Origin of the sequence: Amphibacillus sediminis NBRC 103570 (genome assembly GCF_001552275.1) — a bacterium.
Lineage (GTDB): Bacteria > Bacillota > Bacilli > Bacillales > Amphibacillaceae > Amphibacillus_B > Amphibacillus_B sediminis.
The window spans coordinates 40,393-60,875 of sequence record NZ_BCQW01000020.1 but is presented as its reverse complement, the minus strand read 5'-3'; the positions used below and the strand labels follow the sequence as shown (position 1 = coordinate 60,875).

The 20,483-nt window shown below is 38.2% G+C and carries 21 protein-coding genes and 1 other annotated feature; all 21 genes read left to right on the top strand.

Translation table 11 applies throughout. From position 1 onward, the window contains the following. Nucleotides 1-169: 169 nt before the first annotated feature. The 21 genes from fakB to rplK all read left to right on the top strand — a co-directional run bounded on the left by fakB (nucleotide 170) and on the right by rplK (nucleotide 20,401). Complete coding sequence (gene fakB, locus ASE01S_RS11885; RefSeq protein WP_067842575.1) at nucleotides 170-1,012, top strand: DegV family protein; 843 nt, start codon at nucleotides 170-172, stop codon at nucleotides 1,010-1,012. A 163-nt stretch (nucleotides 1,013-1,175) separates the two neighbouring features. Further along, entirely contained in the window at nucleotides 1,176-1,865 is a 690-nt protein-coding gene (locus tag ASE01S_RS11880; protein WP_067842572.1) for an MgtC/SapB family protein, read from the top strand. A gap of 83 nt (nucleotides 1,866-1,948) precedes the next feature. Then, nucleotides 1,949-2,410, top strand: coding sequence for a CtsR family transcriptional regulator (locus ASE01S_RS11875; protein ID WP_067842569.1), 462 nt, complete (start codon nucleotides 1,949-1,951; stop codon nucleotides 2,408-2,410). A gap of 29 nt (nucleotides 2,411-2,439) precedes the next feature. Continuing rightward, nucleotides 2,440-2,985: a protein-arginine kinase activator protein McsA gene (gene mcsA, locus ASE01S_RS11870; protein ID WP_067842566.1), complete on the top strand. Its 546-nt coding sequence runs from the start codon at nucleotides 2,440-2,442 to the stop codon at nucleotides 2,983-2,985. Nucleotides 2,986-2,987: 2 nt separating this feature from the next. Then, the gene (gene mcsB / locus ASE01S_RS11865) at nucleotides 2,988-4,052 is read left to right on the top strand and encodes a protein-arginine kinase McsB (protein ID WP_067842563.1); all 1,065 of its coding nucleotides are present in this window, start codon (nucleotides 2,988-2,990) and stop codon (nucleotides 4,050-4,052) included. An 18-nt stretch (nucleotides 4,053-4,070) separates the two neighbouring features. Then, the gene (clpC, locus tag ASE01S_RS11860; RefSeq protein WP_067842560.1) at nucleotides 4,071-6,500 is read left to right on the top strand and encodes an ATP-dependent protease ATP-binding subunit ClpC; all 2,430 of its coding nucleotides are present in this window, start codon (nucleotides 4,071-4,073) and stop codon (nucleotides 6,498-6,500) included. A gap of 174 nt (nucleotides 6,501-6,674) precedes the next feature. Next, a complete protein-coding gene (gene radA / locus ASE01S_RS11855; RefSeq protein WP_067842558.1) occupies nucleotides 6,675-8,039 on the top strand; it encodes a DNA repair protein RadA in 1,365 nt (454 codons plus the stop codon). Between the two features lie 73 nt (nucleotides 8,040-8,112). Beyond that, nucleotides 8,113-9,222: a PIN/TRAM domain-containing protein gene (locus tag ASE01S_RS11850; protein WP_067842556.1), complete on the top strand. Its 1,110-nt coding sequence runs from the start codon at nucleotides 8,113-8,115 to the stop codon at nucleotides 9,220-9,222. 154 nt (nucleotides 9,223-9,376) lie between these two features. Then, the gene (ispD, locus tag ASE01S_RS11845) at nucleotides 9,377-10,075 is read left to right on the top strand and encodes a 2-C-methyl-D-erythritol 4-phosphate cytidylyltransferase (protein WP_067842553.1); all 699 of its coding nucleotides are present in this window, start codon (nucleotides 9,377-9,379) and stop codon (nucleotides 10,073-10,075) included. Nucleotide 10,076: 1 nt separating this feature from the next. Next, complete coding sequence (ispF, locus tag ASE01S_RS11840) at nucleotides 10,077-10,553, top strand: 2-C-methyl-D-erythritol 2,4-cyclodiphosphate synthase (RefSeq protein WP_067842550.1); 477 nt, start codon at nucleotides 10,077-10,079, stop codon at nucleotides 10,551-10,553. Between the two features lie 72 nt (nucleotides 10,554-10,625). Further along, nucleotides 10,626-12,089 (top strand): glutamate--tRNA ligase, encoded by a 1,464-nt coding sequence (gene gltX / locus ASE01S_RS11835; RefSeq protein WP_067842547.1) that lies wholly within the window; start codon nucleotides 10,626-10,628, stop codon nucleotides 12,087-12,089. 38 nt (nucleotides 12,090-12,127) lie between these two features. Next, nucleotides 12,128-12,347 (top strand) — a binding site (T-box leader). A gap of 325 nt (nucleotides 12,348-12,672) precedes the next feature. After that, nucleotides 12,673-13,326, top strand: a complete 654-nt coding sequence (gene cysE, locus ASE01S_RS11830) for a serine O-acetyltransferase (RefSeq protein WP_067842580.1) — start codon at nucleotides 12,673-12,675, stop codon at nucleotides 13,324-13,326. Continuing rightward, nucleotides 13,316-14,719, top strand: a complete 1,404-nt coding sequence (gene cysS / locus ASE01S_RS11825; RefSeq protein ID WP_067842544.1) for a cysteine--tRNA ligase — start codon at nucleotides 13,316-13,318, stop codon at nucleotides 14,717-14,719. Before cysE ends, cysS begins: the two co-directional genes overlap by 11 nt. Nucleotides 14,720-14,722: 3 nt before the next feature. Then, nucleotides 14,723-15,124, top strand: coding sequence for a Mini-ribonuclease 3 (locus ASE01S_RS11820; protein ID WP_067842541.1), 402 nt, complete (start codon nucleotides 14,723-14,725; stop codon nucleotides 15,122-15,124). Next, the gene (gene rlmB / locus ASE01S_RS11815; RefSeq protein WP_067842538.1) at nucleotides 15,125-15,868 is read left to right on the top strand and encodes a 23S rRNA (guanosine(2251)-2'-O)-methyltransferase RlmB; all 744 of its coding nucleotides are present in this window, start codon (nucleotides 15,125-15,127) and stop codon (nucleotides 15,866-15,868) included. It abuts the gene before it with no gap. A 4-nt stretch (nucleotides 15,869-15,872) separates the two neighbouring features. Next, nucleotides 15,873-16,382: an NYN domain-containing protein gene (locus tag ASE01S_RS11810; RefSeq protein ID WP_067842535.1), complete on the top strand. Its 510-nt coding sequence runs from the start codon at nucleotides 15,873-15,875 to the stop codon at nucleotides 16,380-16,382. Between the two features lie 71 nt (nucleotides 16,383-16,453). Further along, nucleotides 16,454-17,113 carry an RNA polymerase sporulation sigma factor SigH gene (gene sigH, locus ASE01S_RS11805; RefSeq protein ID WP_245630369.1) on the top strand — a complete coding sequence of 220 codons (660 nt, stop codon included), beginning with the start codon at nucleotides 16,454-16,456 and terminating at the stop codon, nucleotides 17,111-17,113. A 228-nt stretch (nucleotides 17,114-17,341) separates the two neighbouring features. Beyond that, the gene (gene rpmG / locus ASE01S_RS15575; protein WP_444541739.1) at nucleotides 17,342-17,494 is read left to right on the top strand and encodes a 50S ribosomal protein L33; all 153 of its coding nucleotides are present in this window, start codon (nucleotides 17,342-17,344) and stop codon (nucleotides 17,492-17,494) included. A gap of 223 nt (nucleotides 17,495-17,717) precedes the next feature. Beyond that, nucleotides 17,718-17,897 (top strand): preprotein translocase subunit SecE, encoded by a 180-nt coding sequence (secE, locus tag ASE01S_RS11800; RefSeq protein WP_083512125.1) that lies wholly within the window; start codon nucleotides 17,718-17,720, stop codon nucleotides 17,895-17,897. Between the two features lie 1,375 nt (nucleotides 17,898-19,272). Next, a complete protein-coding gene (gene nusG, locus ASE01S_RS11795) occupies nucleotides 19,273-19,809 on the top strand; it encodes a transcription termination/antitermination protein NusG (RefSeq protein WP_067842529.1) in 537 nt (178 codons plus the stop codon). Between the two features lie 166 nt (nucleotides 19,810-19,975). Beyond that, entirely contained in the window at nucleotides 19,976-20,401 is a 426-nt protein-coding gene (rplK, locus tag ASE01S_RS11790) for a 50S ribosomal protein L11 (protein WP_067842526.1), read from the top strand. The last annotated feature ends 82 nt before the right edge of the window (nucleotides 20,402-20,483 follow it).

Here is a 20,483-nt window from a genome sequence, read left to right as displayed (position 1 = left end):
GAAAAGCTTCAAGGCAAATTGCTGCCTTGAAGCTTTTTTAGCTTAAAGATTTTTCATTTCCTTCTATAACAATACTTAAAAAGAGCTTATTTAACTTGTTTGATCATAATCAGCAAAGGGAATAACTATTAAAAGTAATACCATAACACGAGTAAGAGGAGAGTTACTGATGGAAAAAATTGCATGGATAACTGATAGTACCTGTGGGTTATCAAAGGAATTCATCACCGAACATAACATCCATGTATTACCTATGGTAGTGAACATTAATAATATATCGTATCGGGAAGATATTGATATAAGTAAAGAAGAAATCTATGACTTATTAAAGGAGCATGGAGAAGGAGCAAAAACTAGTCAACCTCCATATGGAGAATTTGTTCAAGTATATGAAAGTCTTATCAATGAATTTGATCGGGGTATAGCAATACACGCATCCAGTGAGTTAACTGGTACCTATCAGAGCTCCGTTAGTGCTTCACAAATGCAGGGTTTTAATGTTGAGGTCATCGATTCGAAAATTGGCTCCTATGCACTTGGAAGAATGATTAAAAAGGGTATTGAAATGGAAGCAGAAGGCAGACCATACCAAGAGATTGTATCCAGGCTTCGTGAATTTGCTGAGCAAACTGAGATGTACCTACTTCCCAAAAGCTTAGAGCAATTAAAGCGTAGTGGTCGTGTAAGTACAACACAAGCTGTATTTGCTAATTTATTAAACATTAATCTCATTTTAAAGTTTGAAAATGGAAAAGTCGTTATAGATGATAAGATAAGGAGTAAAAAGAAAGCAGTTAGGTATCTTTTTCAAAAAATTGAGAATGCCTATCAAGATGGAGAATTAAAAGAATTAGGTATCATGCATGCAGGTGCACTAGAACAAGCTAATCAATGGAAAAGAGAATTACAGTATTCCTGTCAAAATTTAAATATAACTGTTGAAACCTTAGTTCCAGTGGCAGGCGTCCATACCGGTTATGGTACAATGGCAATATCCTGGTTAAAAGAATAGTATATACTATAAATAGATCCCCATATTGGTGATCTATTTATTTTAGCTTCTTTGTTGGTTGATATTTCCTATTAAGGGTGACGAGAAATTCTTCAGTTTTATAAAATAGTTATCATGCATATTTTTAGAGTAATTTATATGATGAATTAGAAAGGGGTTATCAATGATTAGTATGCTTTTTGATCAACAATTCGTAACTATTGCAATCCGTTTAGTACTGGCTTTAATTTTATCAGGAATAATTGGTTTTGAGCGTGAAATGAATAAGCACTCCGCAGGATTTCGTACCCATATTCTTGTAGGGGTAAGTGCCTGTTCGATGATGCTGCTGTCCTTATATGGCTTTGAAAGCTATATTGATGCAAATATTGATATTGTTCGTTTTGATCCTGCGCGTATCCCGTCTTATGTTATTAGCGGTATTGGCTTTCTAGGTGCAGGAACAATTATTGTTAATGGTATGACAGTACGTGGTTTGACAACAGCAGCCTCAATATGGGCTGTAGCGGGATTAGGGCTAGTTGTAGGGATAGGTATGTACAGTATGGCAATTTTAACTACGGTTATTATATTGTTAAGTTTAATTTTTCTTAATAACTTTGATAGTATTGTTGCTAAAAGAGTTAACAAGGTTAATCTTGAAATTACAATAAATGATTTTAAAGATATTGAAAGTATATTTTTAAAGTATAATCAGTTTAGTATTGTAGTTAAGAATATTGAATTCATTAATGATCATCCGGATAGTCCTAAAGTGATTACAGAAGTAGATTTAGGGAAAAATATTAATAAAAATGATCTTTATTATGAATTATTAAATCTAAAACATATTAAGCAAGTTAAAGAAATTTAACGATTTTGATTTGCATAAAGCGATCAACCAGTATAGAATATAAATATAGTCAAATATAGTCAAAGTCAATAAGGAGGAGGAACATGCGTAACATATCTGATGTTATTGAAGCGCATTTAAAGCAAATAATTGAAAAGAATAAACATAATATTATTGAAATTAAACGTAGCGAGATAGCAGATTTATTTTCCTGTGTGCCCTCCCAAATTAACTATGTTATTAACACACGTTTTACACCTGAACGAGGTTATTTGGTTGAGAGTAAGAGAGGGGGCGGGGGATACATCCGTATTCAACGTTTAGAAAACAATGATAAAACAGCCCTAATCAACGAGTTAGTTCAGCTTATTCAACCAAAGGTTAGTCAACAGGTATCCGTGTCAGTTATTGAAAGGCTCTTAGAGGATCAACTTATTACAAAGCGAGAAGCAAAGATTATGCTCAATGTAATAAATCGAGAAACGTTAGCCATTAAATTACCTTTCCGTGATGAATTGCGATCACGCCTGTTAACGGCAATGTTATTTGCACTAAATTATCAATGATAAATTTTTAGTGAAAAGGAGGACAGCTAATGGACTGTGAAAATTGTCATCAGCGACCTGCTACCTTGCATTTAACCAATTACATTAATGGTGAAAAAACAGAGATACACGTCTGCCAACATTGTGCGATTGAAAAAGGCTACATTGAAGGAGACGACGAAACTTATACAATTCATGATTTGTTAAGTGGATTATTTAACTTTAATACACCGATGGCTAAAAAGCCCGAGCCACAGACAAGTAGTCAACAAGAATTAACCTGTCCTCATTGTAATATGAGCTACCTTCAATTTGCTAAGACTGGTAAATTTGGATGTTCACATTGCTACCAAACCTTTAAAGACCATTTAAATCCACTTTTTAGAAGGATCCATAGTGGGAATACTGAACATATTGGAAAGATACCAAAAAGACAGTATGTCCACCTACAAAAGAAAAGGCAAATTCAAGACTATCGGGAACAGCTTAAACAATTAATTGCTCAAGAAGCTTTTGAAGAAGCAGCAAAGCTAAGAGATAAGATAAAGGCTCTGGAGCAAGCAAGTGAGCTAAATCGTGATGAGGAAGGGGAATGATCATGAGCTTACAATCATTTATTGAAAAAGCAATAAGTCCTTGGATGCAAGAGGATGGACCAGATCATGATATTGTTCTGAGCACACGAATTCGGCTTGCTCGCAATTTTACAGATGTACCCTTTCCAATTATGGCTGATGAGGATAGTTTAAAGATCGTTTCAAATTGGATACAAGATCATTTTAATCAGAAGACCTTTGCTGAAGGTAAAAAGCTAGAATATATTTCAATGCGAGATTTACAAGCATTAGAGAAGCGGGCATTGGTTGAGAAGCATCTCATTAGTCCCTATCTGATAGAGCGAGAGAAGGAAAGTGGTGTACTCCTTACTAATGACGAACAAGTATCTGTCATGATTAATGAAGAAGATCACATACGTTTACAGCTATATTTTCCTGGTCTACAGCTTGAGCGAGGGCTTGAAGAAGCATTTAAGTTTGATGACTGGTTAGAGGAAAAAATCGATTATGCCTTTGACGAGAAACGAGGCTATTTGACAAGCTGTCCAACAAATGTAGGAACAGGGCTCAGAGCTTCGGTCATGATGCATTTACCTGCCTTAACATTAACACAAAAAATGAACAAAATGGTTCCTGCTATTAATCAGTTAGGCTTAGTTGTTAGAGGGTTGTACGGAGAAGGCAGTGAAGCTGTCGGTAATATTTATCAGATCTCCAATCAAGTGACGTTAGGAAGATCCGAGTCCGATATAATTGACGATCTTCATGGTGTTGTTAATCAAATGATAGAACGTGAACGCTATGCAAGAAAATTACTAGTTGAACAATCAGAGCTACGCTTAGAGGATCGTATCTATCGCTCCTACGGTACGTTAAAGTACAGTCGTATTATTGAATCAAAAGAAGCAGCTAAATGTTTGTCCGATTTGAGACTGGGTATCGATGTAGGTTACCTTACGCACTTATCAAAATCGATATTAAATGAACTGATGGTGCTGACACAACCTGCCTTTTTACAGCAGTATGCTCAGCAGTCGTTAACAGCTAAACAACGTGATATCAAGCGGGCAGCCATTATTCGAGAACGCTTAGGATTAGAAGAGTAGTAAAGGAGGAAGACATAGATGATGTTCGGAAGATTTACTGAGAGAGCACAAAAAGTACTAGCATTATCACAAGAAGAAGCGATTCGATTAGGTCACAGCAATATTGGGACAGAGCATATCTTGCTTGGCCTAATTAGTGAAGGTGAAGGAATTGCTGCCAAAGCTCTTACATCTTTAGGGCTTGAAACAAAAAAGATCCAAGAGGAAGTAGAGGCACTTATTGGCAGAGGAAAACAAGGGGCGCAAACCATTCATTATACGCCACGTGCAAAGAAAGTTATTGAATTATCAATGGATGAGGCGCGAAAACTTGGCCATACTTATGTTGGAACAGAGCATATTTTATTAGGTTTAATTCGTGAAGGTGAGGGTGTTGCTGCACGTGTGTTGAATAACCTTGATGTTAGTTTAAACCGTGCTCGTCAACAGGTTCTACAGCTACTAGGGAGTAATGAAACGGTTCGTAAAGGGCAAGGACGAAATGCACAAAGTAACCCTGCTAGTACACCTACTTTAGACTCACTTGCTCGAGATCTAACGGTAACAGCTAAAGAAGGAAACATTGATCCTGTAATCGGAAGAGAAAAAGAAATTGAACGCGTTATACAAGTATTGAGCCGTCGAACTAAAAACAACCCTGTTTTGATCGGTGAACCAGGAGTAGGAAAAACAGCTGTTGCAGAAGGGCTAGCACAGCAAATTGTAGATAATGAAGTCCCCGAGACGTTGCGTGATAAGCGAGTGATGACCCTTGATATGGGTACAGTTGTTGCTGGCACGAAATATCGGGGTGAATTTGAGGATCGTTTGAAGAAGGTCATGGAGGAAATTCGCCAAGCGGGGAATGTCATTTTATTCATTGATGAGCTGCATACCTTAATAGGAGCAGGTGGTGCAGAAGGCGCTATTGATGCATCTAATATTTTGAAACCTTCATTGGCTCGAGGTGAGCTACAATGTATTGGTGCAACAACTTTGGATGAATATCGGAAATATATTGAAAAAGACGCAGCCCTTGAGCGTCGTTTCCAACCTATTCAAGTAGATGAGCCTAGCACCGAGCAGTCTATTCAGATTTTAAAAGGATTGCGCGATCGTTATGAGGCACACCACCGTGTAACCATTACAGATGAAGCCATTGAAGCGGCTGTAACGCTATCTAGTCGTTATATCACAGATCGATTTCTTCCGGATAAGGCTATTGATTTAATCGATGAGGCAGCTTCCAAAGTGCGATTACGCTCGTACACCGCACCACCTAACCTTAAAGAATTAGAGCAAAGCTTAGCTGAAGTAAAGAAAGAAAAAGATGCCGCTGTACAAAGTCAAGAGTTTGAAAAAGCTGCAGCGCTTCGGGATCGTGAGCAAAAGCTTCGTAAAGAACTTGAGGAAACAAAGGGAAAATGGAAGGAAAAACAGGGTCAAGAGAATTCGGAGGTTGTTGTCGAGGATATCGCTACGGTTGTCTCAACTTGGACGGGTGTACCGGTTTCTTCATTAACAAAGGACGAAAGTACGCGTCTTCTAAATTTAGAACATGTATTGCATAACCGAGTTATTGGTCAAGAAGAAGCTGTTGATGCAGTTGCGAAGGCTATACGCAGGGCACGTGCAGGACTTAAGGATCCAAAGCGTCCAATAGGCTCCTTTATTTTCTTAGGTCCAACTGGGGTCGGAAAGACAGAATTAGCACGAGCACTTGCGGAAGCTATGTTTGGTGATGAAGATGCAATGATCCGTGTTGATATGTCCGAATACATGGAAAAGCATACGACCTCTCGATTAGTCGGTTCACCACCGGGCTATGTTGGTCATGAGGAAGGTGGCCAATTAACGGAAAAGGTACGGCGTAAACCTTATTCAGTTGTTTTACTTGATGAGATTGAAAAAGCTCACCCAGAGGTATTTAACATTTTACTACAGGTATTAGAAGATGGACGATTAACCGATTCAAAGGGGCGCTTGGTTGACTTCAGAAATACAGTCTTAATCATGACCTCTAATGTTGGAGCTAGCGAATTAAAGCAAAATAAATATGTTGGCTTTAGCTTAGAGGATGAGCATGCTGATTATAAAGGGATGAAGGCAAAAGTGACCGAGGAATTAAAAAAGGCTTTTCGGCCAGAATTCCTTAACCGTATTGATGAAACCATTGTTTTCCATTCTTTAGAAAAGAAGCATATGAGGGATATTGTTACATTAATGCTGAAACAATTAAGTGATCGTCTAACAGCTCAAGGAATTGAATTTTCGTTATCTGATAAAGCCGTTGACAAAATTGCTGAGGAAGGGTTTGACCCTGAGTATGGTGCTCGCCCATTACGTCGCTCCATCCAAAAAAATATAGAAGACCTATTATCTGAGGCACTGTTGAGAGAGGAAATCAATAAAGGTGAAAAAGTTAGAATTGGTCTAAATAGTAAAGGGAAATTTATTATTCTCGATTGATTAGTAGTGATATAATCAGGCAAAAAGAAAGTGGGAAGGTAATTCGTACCGCCTCACTTTCTTTTTTTCAGTTAAAGCTGTTAGAATAAAATTACATTGTTTTTACACAAAGAATTAATTGATATGTAATCTTATCGATAGCTAAATATTGTATAATGAAAAGGAGGTACTAGATTGGCAAAACCAAAGAAGAGTTTCATTTGTCAAGCTTGTGGATATGAAACCCCTAAGTGGATGGGGAAATGCCCAAGCTGTAATCAATGGAATACATTAGTTGAAGAACTGGTAGTAAAATCGAACCCTAGACATTCAGGAATTGGACAGAAAAGCAGTCAACCTCCAGAAAAAATTACATCAATTCAGACCAAGCACGAAGCAAGAATGAAAACAGATATGCCTGAATTTAATCGTGTCCTAGGAGGAGGGGTTGTGCCGGGGTCCCTTGTGCTAATTGGTGGAGACCCGGGAATTGGAAAATCGACATTGCTATTACAAATATCCAATCAACTTGCTTATCAAAATGTTTCTGTACTTTATATCTCTGGTGAAGAATCTACTAGGCAAACAAAGTTACGAGCTGATCGTCTAGGTGTTGATTCAGAACAATTATATGTCCTCTCGGAAACAAATTTACAGCTTATTTCTGCTCAGATTGATCAACTTAAGCCTGAATTTATTGTCATTGATTCCATCCAAACTATTTTCAAAGATGAGGTAACAAGTGCGCCTGGAAGTGTAACACAAGTCCGAGAATGTACAGCCGAGCTAATGCGAATTGCCAAAACAAAGCATGTGCCAATCTTTATTGTTGGGCATGTAACAAAGGAAGGCGCAATTGCAGGGCCACGAATATTAGAACATATGGTAGATGCCGTCCTTTATTTTGAAGGTGAGCGACATCACACATTTAGAATATTACGTAGTGTAAAAAATCGATTTGGTAGTACGCATGAGATGGGTATATTTGAAATGAAAGAAGAGGGGCTACGTGAAGTGCTTAACCCTTCTGAAATCTTTTTAGAAGAACGGTCACAAGGTGTAGCTGGCTCTACTGTTGTAGCCTCGATGGAAGGAACTCGACCCGTCCTCGTCGAAATACAATCATTAATATCCCCAACTAGTTTTGGTCAAGCACGAAGAATGGCAACCGGGATTGACCATAATCGTGTCCCGCTATTAATGGCAGTATTAGAAAAGCGTGTCGGATTAATGATGCAAAATCAAGATGCATACGTTAAGGTTGCTGGTGGTGTTAAATTAGACGAACCGGCCATTGACTTAGCTGTAGCGGTAAGTATTGCATCTAGTTTTAAAGACCGAGCATGTCGACCTCATGATGTTTTGATTGGCGAGGTTGGCTTAACTGGTGAAATAAGACGTGTCTCAAGAATAGAACAACGCGTCCAAGAAGCAGCCAAGTTAGGATTCAAAAGGGCAATCATACCTGCACGAAATATAGATGGTTGGCAAGCGCCAAGTCAAATTGAAGTTGTAGGCGTTCATTCAATCCAAGAGGCCTTAAAAGAAGTATTTGATTAATAGAAATAGAATGAAATAAAAAGATTAAAATAACATATTTTTGGGGAGACTATAGGTAGGAGGTGATTGTGGTATGCTAAAAAGAGTTGTTCAATTGTTTATAATTATTGCTGGGGGTACTACCGGATTTTTATATTTTCCGATGCTAATAAGACTTGTGGCATTTACACGAGGGACTTGGATTGATAATCCTTATGTCGCGCCTTATCTTGGTTTAGTACTAGGTGCAATTATTTTATATTTATTATCTTTTTGGTTAGTTGACCACATTGTAAGATTTATTAAATTTTTAGAAAGTAAATTGCTAGGAGCGCCGTTGGCCGATTTGCTTTTTGGTAGTTTAGGTTTAACTCTTGGTTTGCTTGTCGCATATATTATCAATCAACCTATCCAAGATATCCAAATTATCTTTATTTCTCAAGTTGTCCCGATTTTTATAACAGGGTTACTTGGCTATTTAGGATTTCAAGTGGGTTTTAAACGAAGAGATGAATTTTTAAATATTTTAACGTTAGCTAAAAGGGATAAAACGGATAAATCACTACAAGAAGATCCAAGTAATGGAGCAAGTGCTCCAAAGCCTAAGCTACTTGATACCAGTGTAATTATTGATGGTCGTATAGCGGATATTTGTCAAACCCAATTTATTGAGGGTACAATTATTATTCCTCAATTTGTTTTAGCTGAATTACAGCATATTGCTGACTCTTCAGATGCTTTAAAGCGGAACAGAGGTCGCAGGGGGTTGGATGTGCTAAATCGCCTCCAAAAGGACATACCAGTTGATATTGAAATGTATGACGGTGACTTTGATGATATTCAAGAGGTAGATAGCAAACTTGTTAAGCTGGCAAAGGTGATGAATGGTATTGTTGTAACCAATGATTTTAATTTAAATAAGGTTTGTGAATTTCAAAATGTCCCGGTATTAAATATTAATGACTTAGCTAATGCTGTTAAACCAGTTGTTCTACCAGGTGAGCAACTTATGGTTCAAGTGATTAAGGACGGTAAAGAGCACAATCAAGGTGTAGCCTATCTTGATGATGGTACAATGATTGTGGTTGAAGAAGGTCGTGACTATATTGGAGAGACTATTGAAGTGATTATCACAAGTGTTTTACAAACCTCGGCTGGGCGAATGATTTTTGCTAAGCCCAAAGCACTTGAAAAAGCACAGTAAAAAGGGTATAACAGATAAGGAAGATAAAAGTGATAACTTATGTTATCACTTTTTATTGGTTGATTGGACTTGTCAGTCTTGACAATATTTGAAGGGTGGCAATAGACCTTTAAGTTACTGTGTGATGTTGACTCTTTATAAAAGTGGTGGAAAGATGAATCGATATAATGTTATCGTGTTAGCTGCAGGACAAGGTAAGCGGATGCAGACTGACCAGAATAAGCAATTTCTTTTAATTGATGATAAGCCTATCATCATACATACATTGAATATCTATGAACGTGATCCCAATTGCACGTCTATTATTTTAGTAATTCGGGCTGAGGAGAAAGTAAAGATAAAGAATCTACTTCAGCAATATAGCTGGTCAACCCCAATAGAACTTATTTGTGGAGGCCCGGAACGTCAAGACTCCGTTTATTGTGGTCTGCAAGCTATTAACAATCAGCAACAGCTTGTTTTTATTCATGATGGAGCACGACCTTTTGTCAAACAAGCCAAATTGAATGAGCTCGGTGAGGCGGCTATGCGTGTAGGGGCAGCTATTTTAGCAGTTCCTGTTAAAGACACGATCAAGCAATCCATTAATGACGAGCTTAAAACATTAGATCGAACACAATTATATGCGGCACAGACCCCACAAGCATTTCACTATACACTGATTAGTAAAGCACATGAAATAGCCAAAAGAGATCACTACTATGGAACAGATGATGCTTCCTTAATTGAGCGTCTAGGGCAGCGAGTAGAACTAATTAATGGGCATGATCTTAATATCAAAATTACCACACCTGAAGATCTTGAATTCGCGCAATTTATTATGGGTCAGTGGAAAAAAACGAAGGAGGGGTAGGATGTTTCGGATTGGGCAGGGTTTTGACGTACATGCATTTGCTGATGACCGACCTTGTATTATTGGTGGAATTGAAATACCTTATCAACGAGGTTTACTAGGACATTCGGATGCTGACGTGTTACTACATACAATTGCTGATGCTTGTTTGGGTGCTATTGGAGCCGGAGATATCGGCAAGCATTTTCCTGACACGGATCCAGTTTTTGAGGGGGCGGATTCTGCTGATTTACTAGCTCAAACATGGACGATGGTTCAGAATGAGGGTTATCAGCTTGTTAACTTAGATTGTACGGTAATTGCACAGCAGCCTAAGCTTAACCCATTTATCGATGCGATAAAAGAAAATATTGCACGTATATTAAAGGCGGAGACGAATCAAATTAATGTTAAGGCGACTACAACGGAACAACTAGGCTTTACTGGTCGAGAGGAAGGAATAGCAGCTCAAGCTGTCATACTTATTACGAAAACCTAATAACATGACGTATTATTAATATGGTAAAATTAACATTAAGGTAAAGGGTACGATTGAAAGGAGAACACATCTATGACAAATGAAGTAAGAGTGCGCTATGCACCAAGCCCGACAGGTCACCTGCATATAGGAAATGCAAGAACGGCCTTATTTAATTATTTGTATGCTAAGCATTTAGCGGGTAAGTTTATTATCCGTATAGAAGATACTGATGAAAAACGAAATGTAGCAGGTGGAGAAGAGAGCCAATTAAAATATTTGAAATGGCTTGGTTTGGATTGGGATGAAGGCGCTGATATTGGTGGTGAATATGGTCCTTATCGTCAAACCGAACGACTAGAAATCTATCAAAAATATGTCGATGATCTGCTTGAACGAGGTTTAGCCTATAAGTGCTATATGACAGAAGAAGAGCTTGAGGCGGAGCGAGAAGCACAACGTGCCAATGGACAAGTTCCTAAGTATTCAGGTGCTCATCGAGACTTAACAGAGCAACAAATTGCTCAGTTTGAAGCAGAAGGACGACAAGCAAGTATTCGTTTTCGTGTTCCTGAGGGTGTCACTTACAGCTTTAATGACATTGTACGTGGTGAAATAACCTTTGAGTCAAGTGATTTTGGTGACTGGGTCATGGTAAAGAAAAATGGTGTACCTACGTATAATTTCGCTGTCGCTGTTGATGATCATCTTATGAAAATTTCACATGTCCTAAGAGGTGAGGAGCATATTTCTAATACGCCAAAGCAAATGATGATCTTCGATGCCTTTGGTTGGAAAGCACCTCAATATGGTCACATGACATTAATTTTGAATGAAGAGCGTAAGAAGCTGAGCAAACGGGATCAGCATATTTTACAGTTCATCGAGCAGTATCAAAAGCTTGGTTTTCTACCTGAGGCTATGTTTAATTTTATATCCCTTTTAGGCTGGTCTCCGGTTGGTGAGGAAGAAATTTTTACAAAAGAACAGTTTATTCAAATGTTCGACCCAGATCGACTATCGACCTCTGCTGCAATCTTTGATCAGCAAAAGCTAAAATGGATGAACAACCAATACATTAAAGCATTAGAACTGGATCAGGTGATTGAACTTGCATTGCCACATCTCATTGAGGCTGGCAGGTTAACAGAAGGAATGAAACCTGAATCGCGTCAATGGGCAGAGCAGATTATAGCGCTATATAAGGATCAACTCAGCTTTGGTGCAGAAATTGTAGAATTAACAGAGTTGTTTTTCCAAACAGAAATTCGTTATAATGAAGAGGCGACAGAAGTTCTTAGTGGTGAACAAGTAGCGGGTGTATTAGCTGCCTTTAAAACACTTTTAACATCACTTGAAGACTGGACACCAGAACAAATTAAAGCTAAGATAAAAGAAACGCAAAAAGAAACGAAGCAGAAAGGTAAGCAGCTTTTTATGCCTATTCGAGTTGCAACGACTGGCCAAGTTCATGGCCCTGAATTACCTAATGCCATTTATTTATTAGGTAAAGAAGTTGTTTTAACCCGTTTAGATCAAGCTTTAGCAAATCAATAAGAACCAAAGTTAGCACACGAGCATAGGATGAACCAATAGATTGAACGTTGAAGAGGAAAGGGATTAACATCAAAGCTTATCCAGAGAGAATCACCATTGGCTGAGAGTGATTTTAAGCTTGGTTGATCCAATGCCCCTCGGAGTCTTTTACCGAACGTGTAAGTAAGTAAAAGCGGTCTCTCCCGTTACGAGAACAAGGTGAGGTATATGTTGTTTAATACCTAAACAGAGTGGGACCGCGGAAAAGACGTCTCTGTGTTTTGACACAGGGGTGTCTTTTTTAGTGTGTCAAAGCTTTATCGCAGTGTAACTGGCTGGGGCTGCGATTACTCGCCCCATCGAAGGGCTTTTGTAAGACTCCCACTACAAGAAATAAGGGAACACGTCATTTCTAAGTGCGTGATTAATTCCTCTTTAGGCAAAGTACAAATACTTCAAAAGGCTAGTGTATTGGCTAGATTACAATAATCGATATTGTCAGAGAACGGGACATAAGCGGTAATTGGGTTGCGATCAATGATGTTACTTGCTAAATCATTACACGTGCTCTATATATTAGAATTGAGGTGTTGAATACATGGGAATGTGGAAAAGACTAAAAGAAGATGTCGAAGTGGTTTTTGACCAAGATCCCGCGGCACGCTCTTATATAGAAGTTATCATGACATATCCAGGCCTACATGCCATTTGGGCGCATCGAATGGCACATTTATTCTATCGAAAGAAATTCTATTTTATTGCACGCCTTATATCACAGATTAGCCGTTTTTTCACAGGTATTGAAATCCACCCTGGTGCACAAATTGGTCATCGTTTCTTTATTGATCACGGAATGGGTGTGGTGATTGGCGAGACATGTGAAATTGGTAATGATGTAACTATTTTCCAAGGCGTGACATTAGGTGGTACGGGCAAGGAAAAAGGAAAAAGACACCCAACGATTAAAGATCATGCCCTTATTGCAACAGGGGCAAAGGTTCTAGGCTCAATTACAGTTGGAATGAATTCCAAGATTGGTGCGGGTTCAGTTGTATTGGAGGATGTACCTGATTTTTCAACCGTAGTTGGTATCCCTGGTCATGTTGTCGTGCAAAATGGAAAAAGGGTACGAAGAGATCTTGATCATAATAAACTGCCAGATCCGGTAGATGACTGCATCGTTCAATTACAGGAAGACTTGGCAATGTTGAAGAAAGAGTTAGCGCTGTTAAAAGGAGAGAAGCAAGATGACAATTAAATTGTACAATACGATGACTCGGCAAAAAGAAACCTTTATTCCGATTGAACAAGGAAAAGTAAGGATGTATGTATGTGGTCCAACAGTTTATAACTACATTCATATTGGCAATGCGCGTCCGGCTATCGTATTTGATACAGTACGCCGTTACTTAGAATATCAAGGCTATCAAGTTACCTATATCTTAAACTTCACAGATGTGGATGATAAATTGATTAAAGCTGCTAATGAATTAGGCGAAGATGTTCGTACTATTGCAGAACGCTTTATTAAAGCCTACCAGGAGGATGTTGCAGCATTAGGTGTAAAAGAGGCTACTCTACATCCTCGGGTGACAGAGTCAATGGATGACATTATTTCATTTATTAAGGCTTTAGTGGAGAAAGGCTTTGCTTATGAAGCTGATGGAGATGTTTATTTTAAAACAAGAGCTTTTCAAGGATATGGTAAGCTTTCTCACCAATCAATAGATGATCTTCGTTCAGGTGCTAGAATTCAAATAGGAGAGAAAAAAGAAGATCCTTTAGACTTTGCATTATGGAAACAAGCAAAAGCAGGTGAAATTTCGTGGACTTCGCCATGGGGAGAAGGACGTCCGGGTTGGCATATTGAATGCTCAGCTATGGCACGAAAATATTTAGGTGAAACGATTGATATACATGCTGGTGGACAAGACCTATCTTTCCCACACCATGAAAACGAAATTGCTCAATCTGAAGCCTGCACAGGAAAAACATTTGCTAATTACTGGCTTCATAATGGATATATAACGATTGATCATGAAAAAATGTCAAAATCAGTAGGGAATGTCGTATTGGCACATGATCTAATTAAAGCATATCCACCAGAATTACTGCGATTTTTTATCTTAAGTGTTCATTACCGAAATCCAATTAACTTTAGTGAGTCCCTACTGGAGCAAGCAAAGAATGGCTTAGATCGAATTAGAAATGTTTACCAAAATTTAATTCATCGCCAGTCAACGAGCTTGAACATTGTAGAAGACATTTCTGATTATCAACCACGATTAGCATCAATTAAAGCTAGATTTATTGATGAGATGAATGATGATTTTAATACAGCTAATGCGATAGCTGTGATTTTTGATTTAGTTAAGGAGGCCAATCTCTATTTAGCTAAGCCGCAAACGACCACTACTACTTTAAATGCTTATCGTCAGTTATTTGATGAGTTATTAGAGGTGTTAGCTTTAAATATAAGTGGTTCCTCAGCAGAATTGTTAGATGATGAAATTGAACAATTACTTAGTGAACGTGAGCAAGCAAGAAAAAACCGAGACTTTGCTCGAGCCGACCAAATTCGTGATGAGCTTAAAGCGCAGAATATTATTTTAGAGGATACAGCACAAGGAACAAGATGGAAAAGAGGCTAGACAATGAAGCAAAGCGAAGTTAAGCAGTTAAAGAGTCTAACCTTAGCTTATATCGGGGATGCTATTTATGAATTATATGTACGTGAACACTTAATAGAATCGGGTAAAGTAAAGGTTAATGCATTGCACCGATCTGCCGTGCAATTTGTTTCTGCTAAGGCACAAGCAAAGGTGTTAAACTATTGGCTCGAACATCAATATTTAGACCCAGAAGAAGAGGCGGTTGTTCGAAGAGGACGAAATGCTAAATCAGGCACGATTCCAAAGAATACCGACGTACTGACGTATCGCCATAGTACAGCATTTGAGTGTCTCATTGGCTTTCATTATCTCAACCATAATCAGGAACGTCTAGACAAATTAATCCATGAAGCAATCATGTTTATTGAGAAGGAGGTGGACTAAATGTCAGAAGAATGGATTGTAGGGAAAAATCCTGTTATTGAAGCATTACGTTCTGGACGATCAATTAATAAGATTTTCTTATCTGATCAGTTAAATTTTAAATCAGTGCAACAGCTTCAACAGCTAGCCAAGGAAAACGGGGTAGTGATCAAGAAAGTCCCTAAAAAAAGACTTGATCAGCTTGTAAATCAACAACATCAAGGAATTGCTGCTGCCGTAGCGGCATATAAGTATGACACAATTGATGATTTATTTGCTCGGGCCGAGCAGGCCAATGAGCAGCCATTTTTTATCTTGCTTGATGAGATTGAAGATCCTCATAATTTAGGCTCCATCTTACGATCAGCAGATGCAGTCGGTGCGCATGGCGTTATTATACCCAAACACCGAGCTGTAGGTCTTACAGCAACTGTAGCGAAGACCTCTGCCGGAGCTATAGAATATGTTCCTGTTGCGCGAGTGACCAACATGGCCCAAACTATTGATCAATTAAAGAAACGTCACGTTTGGATTATCGGGACAGAGGCGGAAGGAAACCAAGATTATCGAGAAATCGAGGGAACGTTACCACTCGCCTTAGTGATTGGAAATGAAGGCAAAGGTATGAGTCGGCTAGTCCGGGAAAAATGTGATTGGACGGTTCGATTAGCAATGAAGGGCAATGTTTCGTCATTAAATGCCTCTGTCGCGGCTAGTCTGCTCATGTATGAAGTGTTTCGTAAACGTGCTCCTTTAGGAGAATGAAACAGTGGATGTTTTATTAGTTGATGGTTATAACATTATTGGTGATTGGGACGAGCTCAAGCAACTTCGTGATATTGACTTGGCTCAAGCCCGGCAGCAGCTAATCGAAAAAATGGCAGAGTATCAGGCCTATCGCGGCTATCGTATCATTGTTGTTTTTGATGCTTATGAAGTTAAGGGCCTAGCAACAAAGGAACAACATTATAATATAGAAGTTATCTATACTAAAGAAAAAGAAACGGCAGATCAGTGTATTGAGAGATTGGTTAAAAAGCTCAAAAATGTTCGAACAAAGGTCTATGTTGCAACATCTGATTATAATGAACAACGCACGGTTTTCCAGCAAGGGGCCTATCGAAAATCGGCCAGAGAGCTGGCCATAGAGGTCAATCAGATTCAAGAGGAAATAACAAAAGATTTACAGTCTTTTCAAAACAAAAAAATAGCAAGGAAAATTCCGATAAAAGATGATATATTAGATATTTTTGAGAAAATGAGACGTGATCAGGATTAAAGTCGACTGTTGACGTTTGTAAAACGCTTACTGTATAATATTTCTATTAAATGGTTCGGGAGGAGTTTAGCTTGCATATCGAACATCAGGGTTTAAATGAAGAACTAATCGATTTTGGGAAGCTTGATGATTGTGAGCTTACTTCGCTAGTTCATCAAGGAGATAGTCAAGCTTTGGATTTTTTGATTCAAAAGTATCGAGGATTTGTAAGAGCAAAAGCAAGCACATACTTTCTTGTTGGAGCGGATCATGAAGATATTGTCCAAGAAGGGATGATTGGCTTATATAAAGCCATCCGTGACTTTAGAGACGATCGGTGTTCTTCATTCCGAGCTTTTGCTGAACTATGTGTAACTCGCCAAATTATTACAGCGATTAAGACAGCTACACGTCAGAAGCATATACCACTAAACTCCTATGTTTCATTAGATAAACCTATTTTTGATGAAGATTCTGAACGTACATTACTTGACGTACTAGCTGATTCAGATGTGATCGATGATCCCCAAGAGCTTGTTATTAATCAAGAAAGCCATGGTCAGGTTGAAGGCAAATTGGCAGAAGTATTAAGTAGACTCGAACGTGAGGTTTTGTCACTATATTTAGATGGTCGTACGTATCAAGAGATTTCGGTTGAGCTAAATCGACATATTAAATCAATCGATAATGCACTACAGCGTGTTAAGCGGAAGCTTGAGCGTTATTTGAATATTAGTGGAATCAAGTTATAAAAGGAAGTTCAAAAAGTCACCCAATGATAAGCGTCGCGTCTTACCGTTGACCTGTTTTTGCGTGACTCATGTATTTAAAGGCATACACTCCGTTGCGCCGCTTCGAGCTGTAAACTTCTAATTCTTGGCTTTTTCCACTCTATTAAATGGCTTTAATTATAGTACAGGCGTTGACAGCACCTATCAAGCATGCTACATTTAGTTTTATGAACAGGTTTCGATAGGAAGATGCTGATGAAAAGGAAAGTCGTGCTAGCATGCACCGTTTGTTTAAGTCGAAATTATCAGTCTGATAAAAATATAGAGCGTGCTAATCGATTAGAACTGAATAAGTTCTGTAAAAGATGTCAGAAGCACACGCTACATCGCGAAACAAAATAGAAATAGTCATAATATCGTTTTATCGCAGTATAACTGGCTGGGGCTGCGATTACTCGCCCCATCGAAGGGCTTTTGTAAGACTCTCGCTACAAGAAATAAGGGAACACGTCATTTCTCAGTGGGAGGCCCGACTGGTTCAACTAACGTTCAGTGCAGGATGGAACCCCCCACTGACTGAAGTTTCACTTTATTGTTATTCTACCTAAGTTTGGAGGAACTACTGGTGAAGGTTGTTACTTTTTTTAAAAATGTCGCACGTGAAATGAAGAAAGTTTCATGGCCAAGTAGCCAAGAGCTCGTTCGTTATACCATTACTGTGGTTGCTACGGTTGCTTTTGTTGCTATCTTTTTTACCGTTGTAGATATAGGCATTAGTCAAATTCTTAATCTTTTTTTTGAATAGAATACTAGTTATTAATCATATCGCTTAAACTATCGTTGGAAAAGCTGATATGATAATGGATTGAAGGGGCTATTGAAAAATAGGCCCCTATTCAGCTCCAATTACCTAATGGATCTTTTTAAGCGGTCCCGAGAATGCTCTAACGGTTTTACTATATACTTTTTAAGTGAATGGGCATAGAACCTAAAGTATTCACTAGGCAATCTGCAATGTCGGTTGGCAGAAATAGTTCAAGCTAAAATCATGGCGATTTACCTCAATCCGTGGAAGTAATTCGATTGATAAATATATTGCTTTTATCTAATAGATGACCTGCTACTGTATTCGAATCATACCCCCTCACCCAACATTGTGTTTATATATTCTCGTTCATAGTCGTTGCTCGTTTAAACGACTAAAAATACGCTTCCCCATCAAACATTTAAAAAGAAAAAGCTGGCATTCAGCCAGCTAATATTCAGGGAAACTAGGAAATTTGTTTTCGTTGAAATCAGGGAATTTTAAACCGTTGTCGACAATAAAATTAAAGATTTATCCTTTTTTGTTTATCATTGGTACTATTGATAATTATAGTATAATTAAAAATCGGCAAAAGGGAAGAGAATAGGAAAAAAATAATTTAATAAAAAGAATTGATTTTGACATGGTAAAAACTATTATTGCCTGTCTTTTTCCTATTTTCTATTTGTTTTTGACTATATATAGCACTAGGGTTGTACAAGGCTCAGTCTTATTAACATGGACATTATTAGGATTGGTGCACTTTGGGATAAAGACGTTTAACAATAAAAGAAAATTAAGGGGTAAAGTTATTATTGAATTAATAGTATATTTTGTTGTTATCCTGTATGCTTTATATTTATTAATTTATGCATAAAGCTAATGAGGTGAATGCTATTTTCTTACCAATTCAACTTCAAAATTAATAGAGTTTGTCCTACGCTCATACAATTTAAAAATAGCGTCTACTCCATTATTTTTTCAGCTCAAAAATTAGCTTCAAATACTTTCGTTTATTTGCTGTATAATAATTTTTAGGTAAAGTGATAGTTGTTGTTGGATGTTGGTCTACCAGGGTTTAAGCTACATTTGTAATATAATTTGCATTATCCGTTTAAAATGCTGGCTTCTATGCTATAATGATGAAAGAAGTATTGACTAGAAGTTTAAAAACCCGTTTGTACGGGTTTTTTAAATTGGAGAAAAAGGTTTTCTGCTTAGCTCGGGGTAGGGCAGCCAGCATATAAGCATACCGCCATCTCCACAAATAGTTTAAATAAGCTTAGAAGGAATTCCTAACACCATAACATGATTAAGTCGACTGCTCTTAACACATTTTTAAGATTATAAGCGGTATTAAAGGAGGATGAAGTGAATGGAGAAACAGTGGTTTGTCGTCCATACCTATTCAGGCTATGAAAACAAAGTTAAAACAAATTTAGAAAAAAGGTTAGCCTCAATGGGTATGGAGGATAAAATTTTTCGCATCTTAGTACCTGAAGATGAAGAAACTGAAATTAAGAATGGTAAGAAAAAAGTAGCTAAGAAAAAAGTATTCCCTGGCTACGTATTAGCGGAAATGATTATGACGGATGACTCTTGGTATGTGGTTCGTAATACACCAGGTGTAACAGGCTTTGTTGGATCGACAGGATCAGGCTCAAAGCCAACACCACTTCTACCAGAAGAAGCAGAAGCCATTCTGAAGCGGATGGGTATGCAAGAACAAGTGGTTGAAATTGATTTTGAAGTGGGAGAAAATGTTACGGTAACCGATGGACCATTTGCTAACTTTGCAGGGGCAATAGAGCAGATTGATCTAGATCGCCATAAAGTCAAGGTCCATGTCAACATGTTTGGTCGTGAAACACCAGTGGAGCTTGATTTCTCACAAATCACAAAATTATCATAAGTTTATCAATAATTCTTCGGAGAGATCCTTGCAATATTAGACGTAACGTGCTAAAATTTTAATGTTCTTTATGCCTCGAGTATAAGGTTTTTAAATTTGCATATGAAATGAGTGGGAGGGTGAACAAGCCCTATTACCACATCACGGACTTAAGGAGGTGTGTCTCGTGGCTAAAAAAGTAATTAAAGTAGTAAAACTTCAAATCCCAGCAGGGAAAGCTAATCCAGCACCACCAGTTGGACCAGCATTAGGTCAAGCAGGTGTTAATATTATGGGTTTCTGTAAAGAATTTAATGCTCGTACACAAGAGCAAGCTGGTTTGATTATTCCGGTAGAAATTTCGGTTTTTGAGGACCGTTCATTTACATTTATTACAAAAACTCCACCGGCTGCTGTATTGCTTAAAAAGGCAGCGGGTATCGAAACGGCATCAGGTGAACCGAATCGCAATAAAGTTGCGACGTTGAAGCGTGACAAAGTAAAAGAAATCGCTGAAACCAAAATGCCTGATTTGAATGCTGCTGACGTTGAAGCAGCAATGCGTATGGTCGAAGGTACTGCGCGCAGTATGGGGATTGTTATTGAAGACTAATCTCTTAAAGCGTTATTGATGGAGGAGAAGGTTGCGGGGGTGGAGATACTACCATTTCGCAACCTTTTTGTAGGCAGAACGA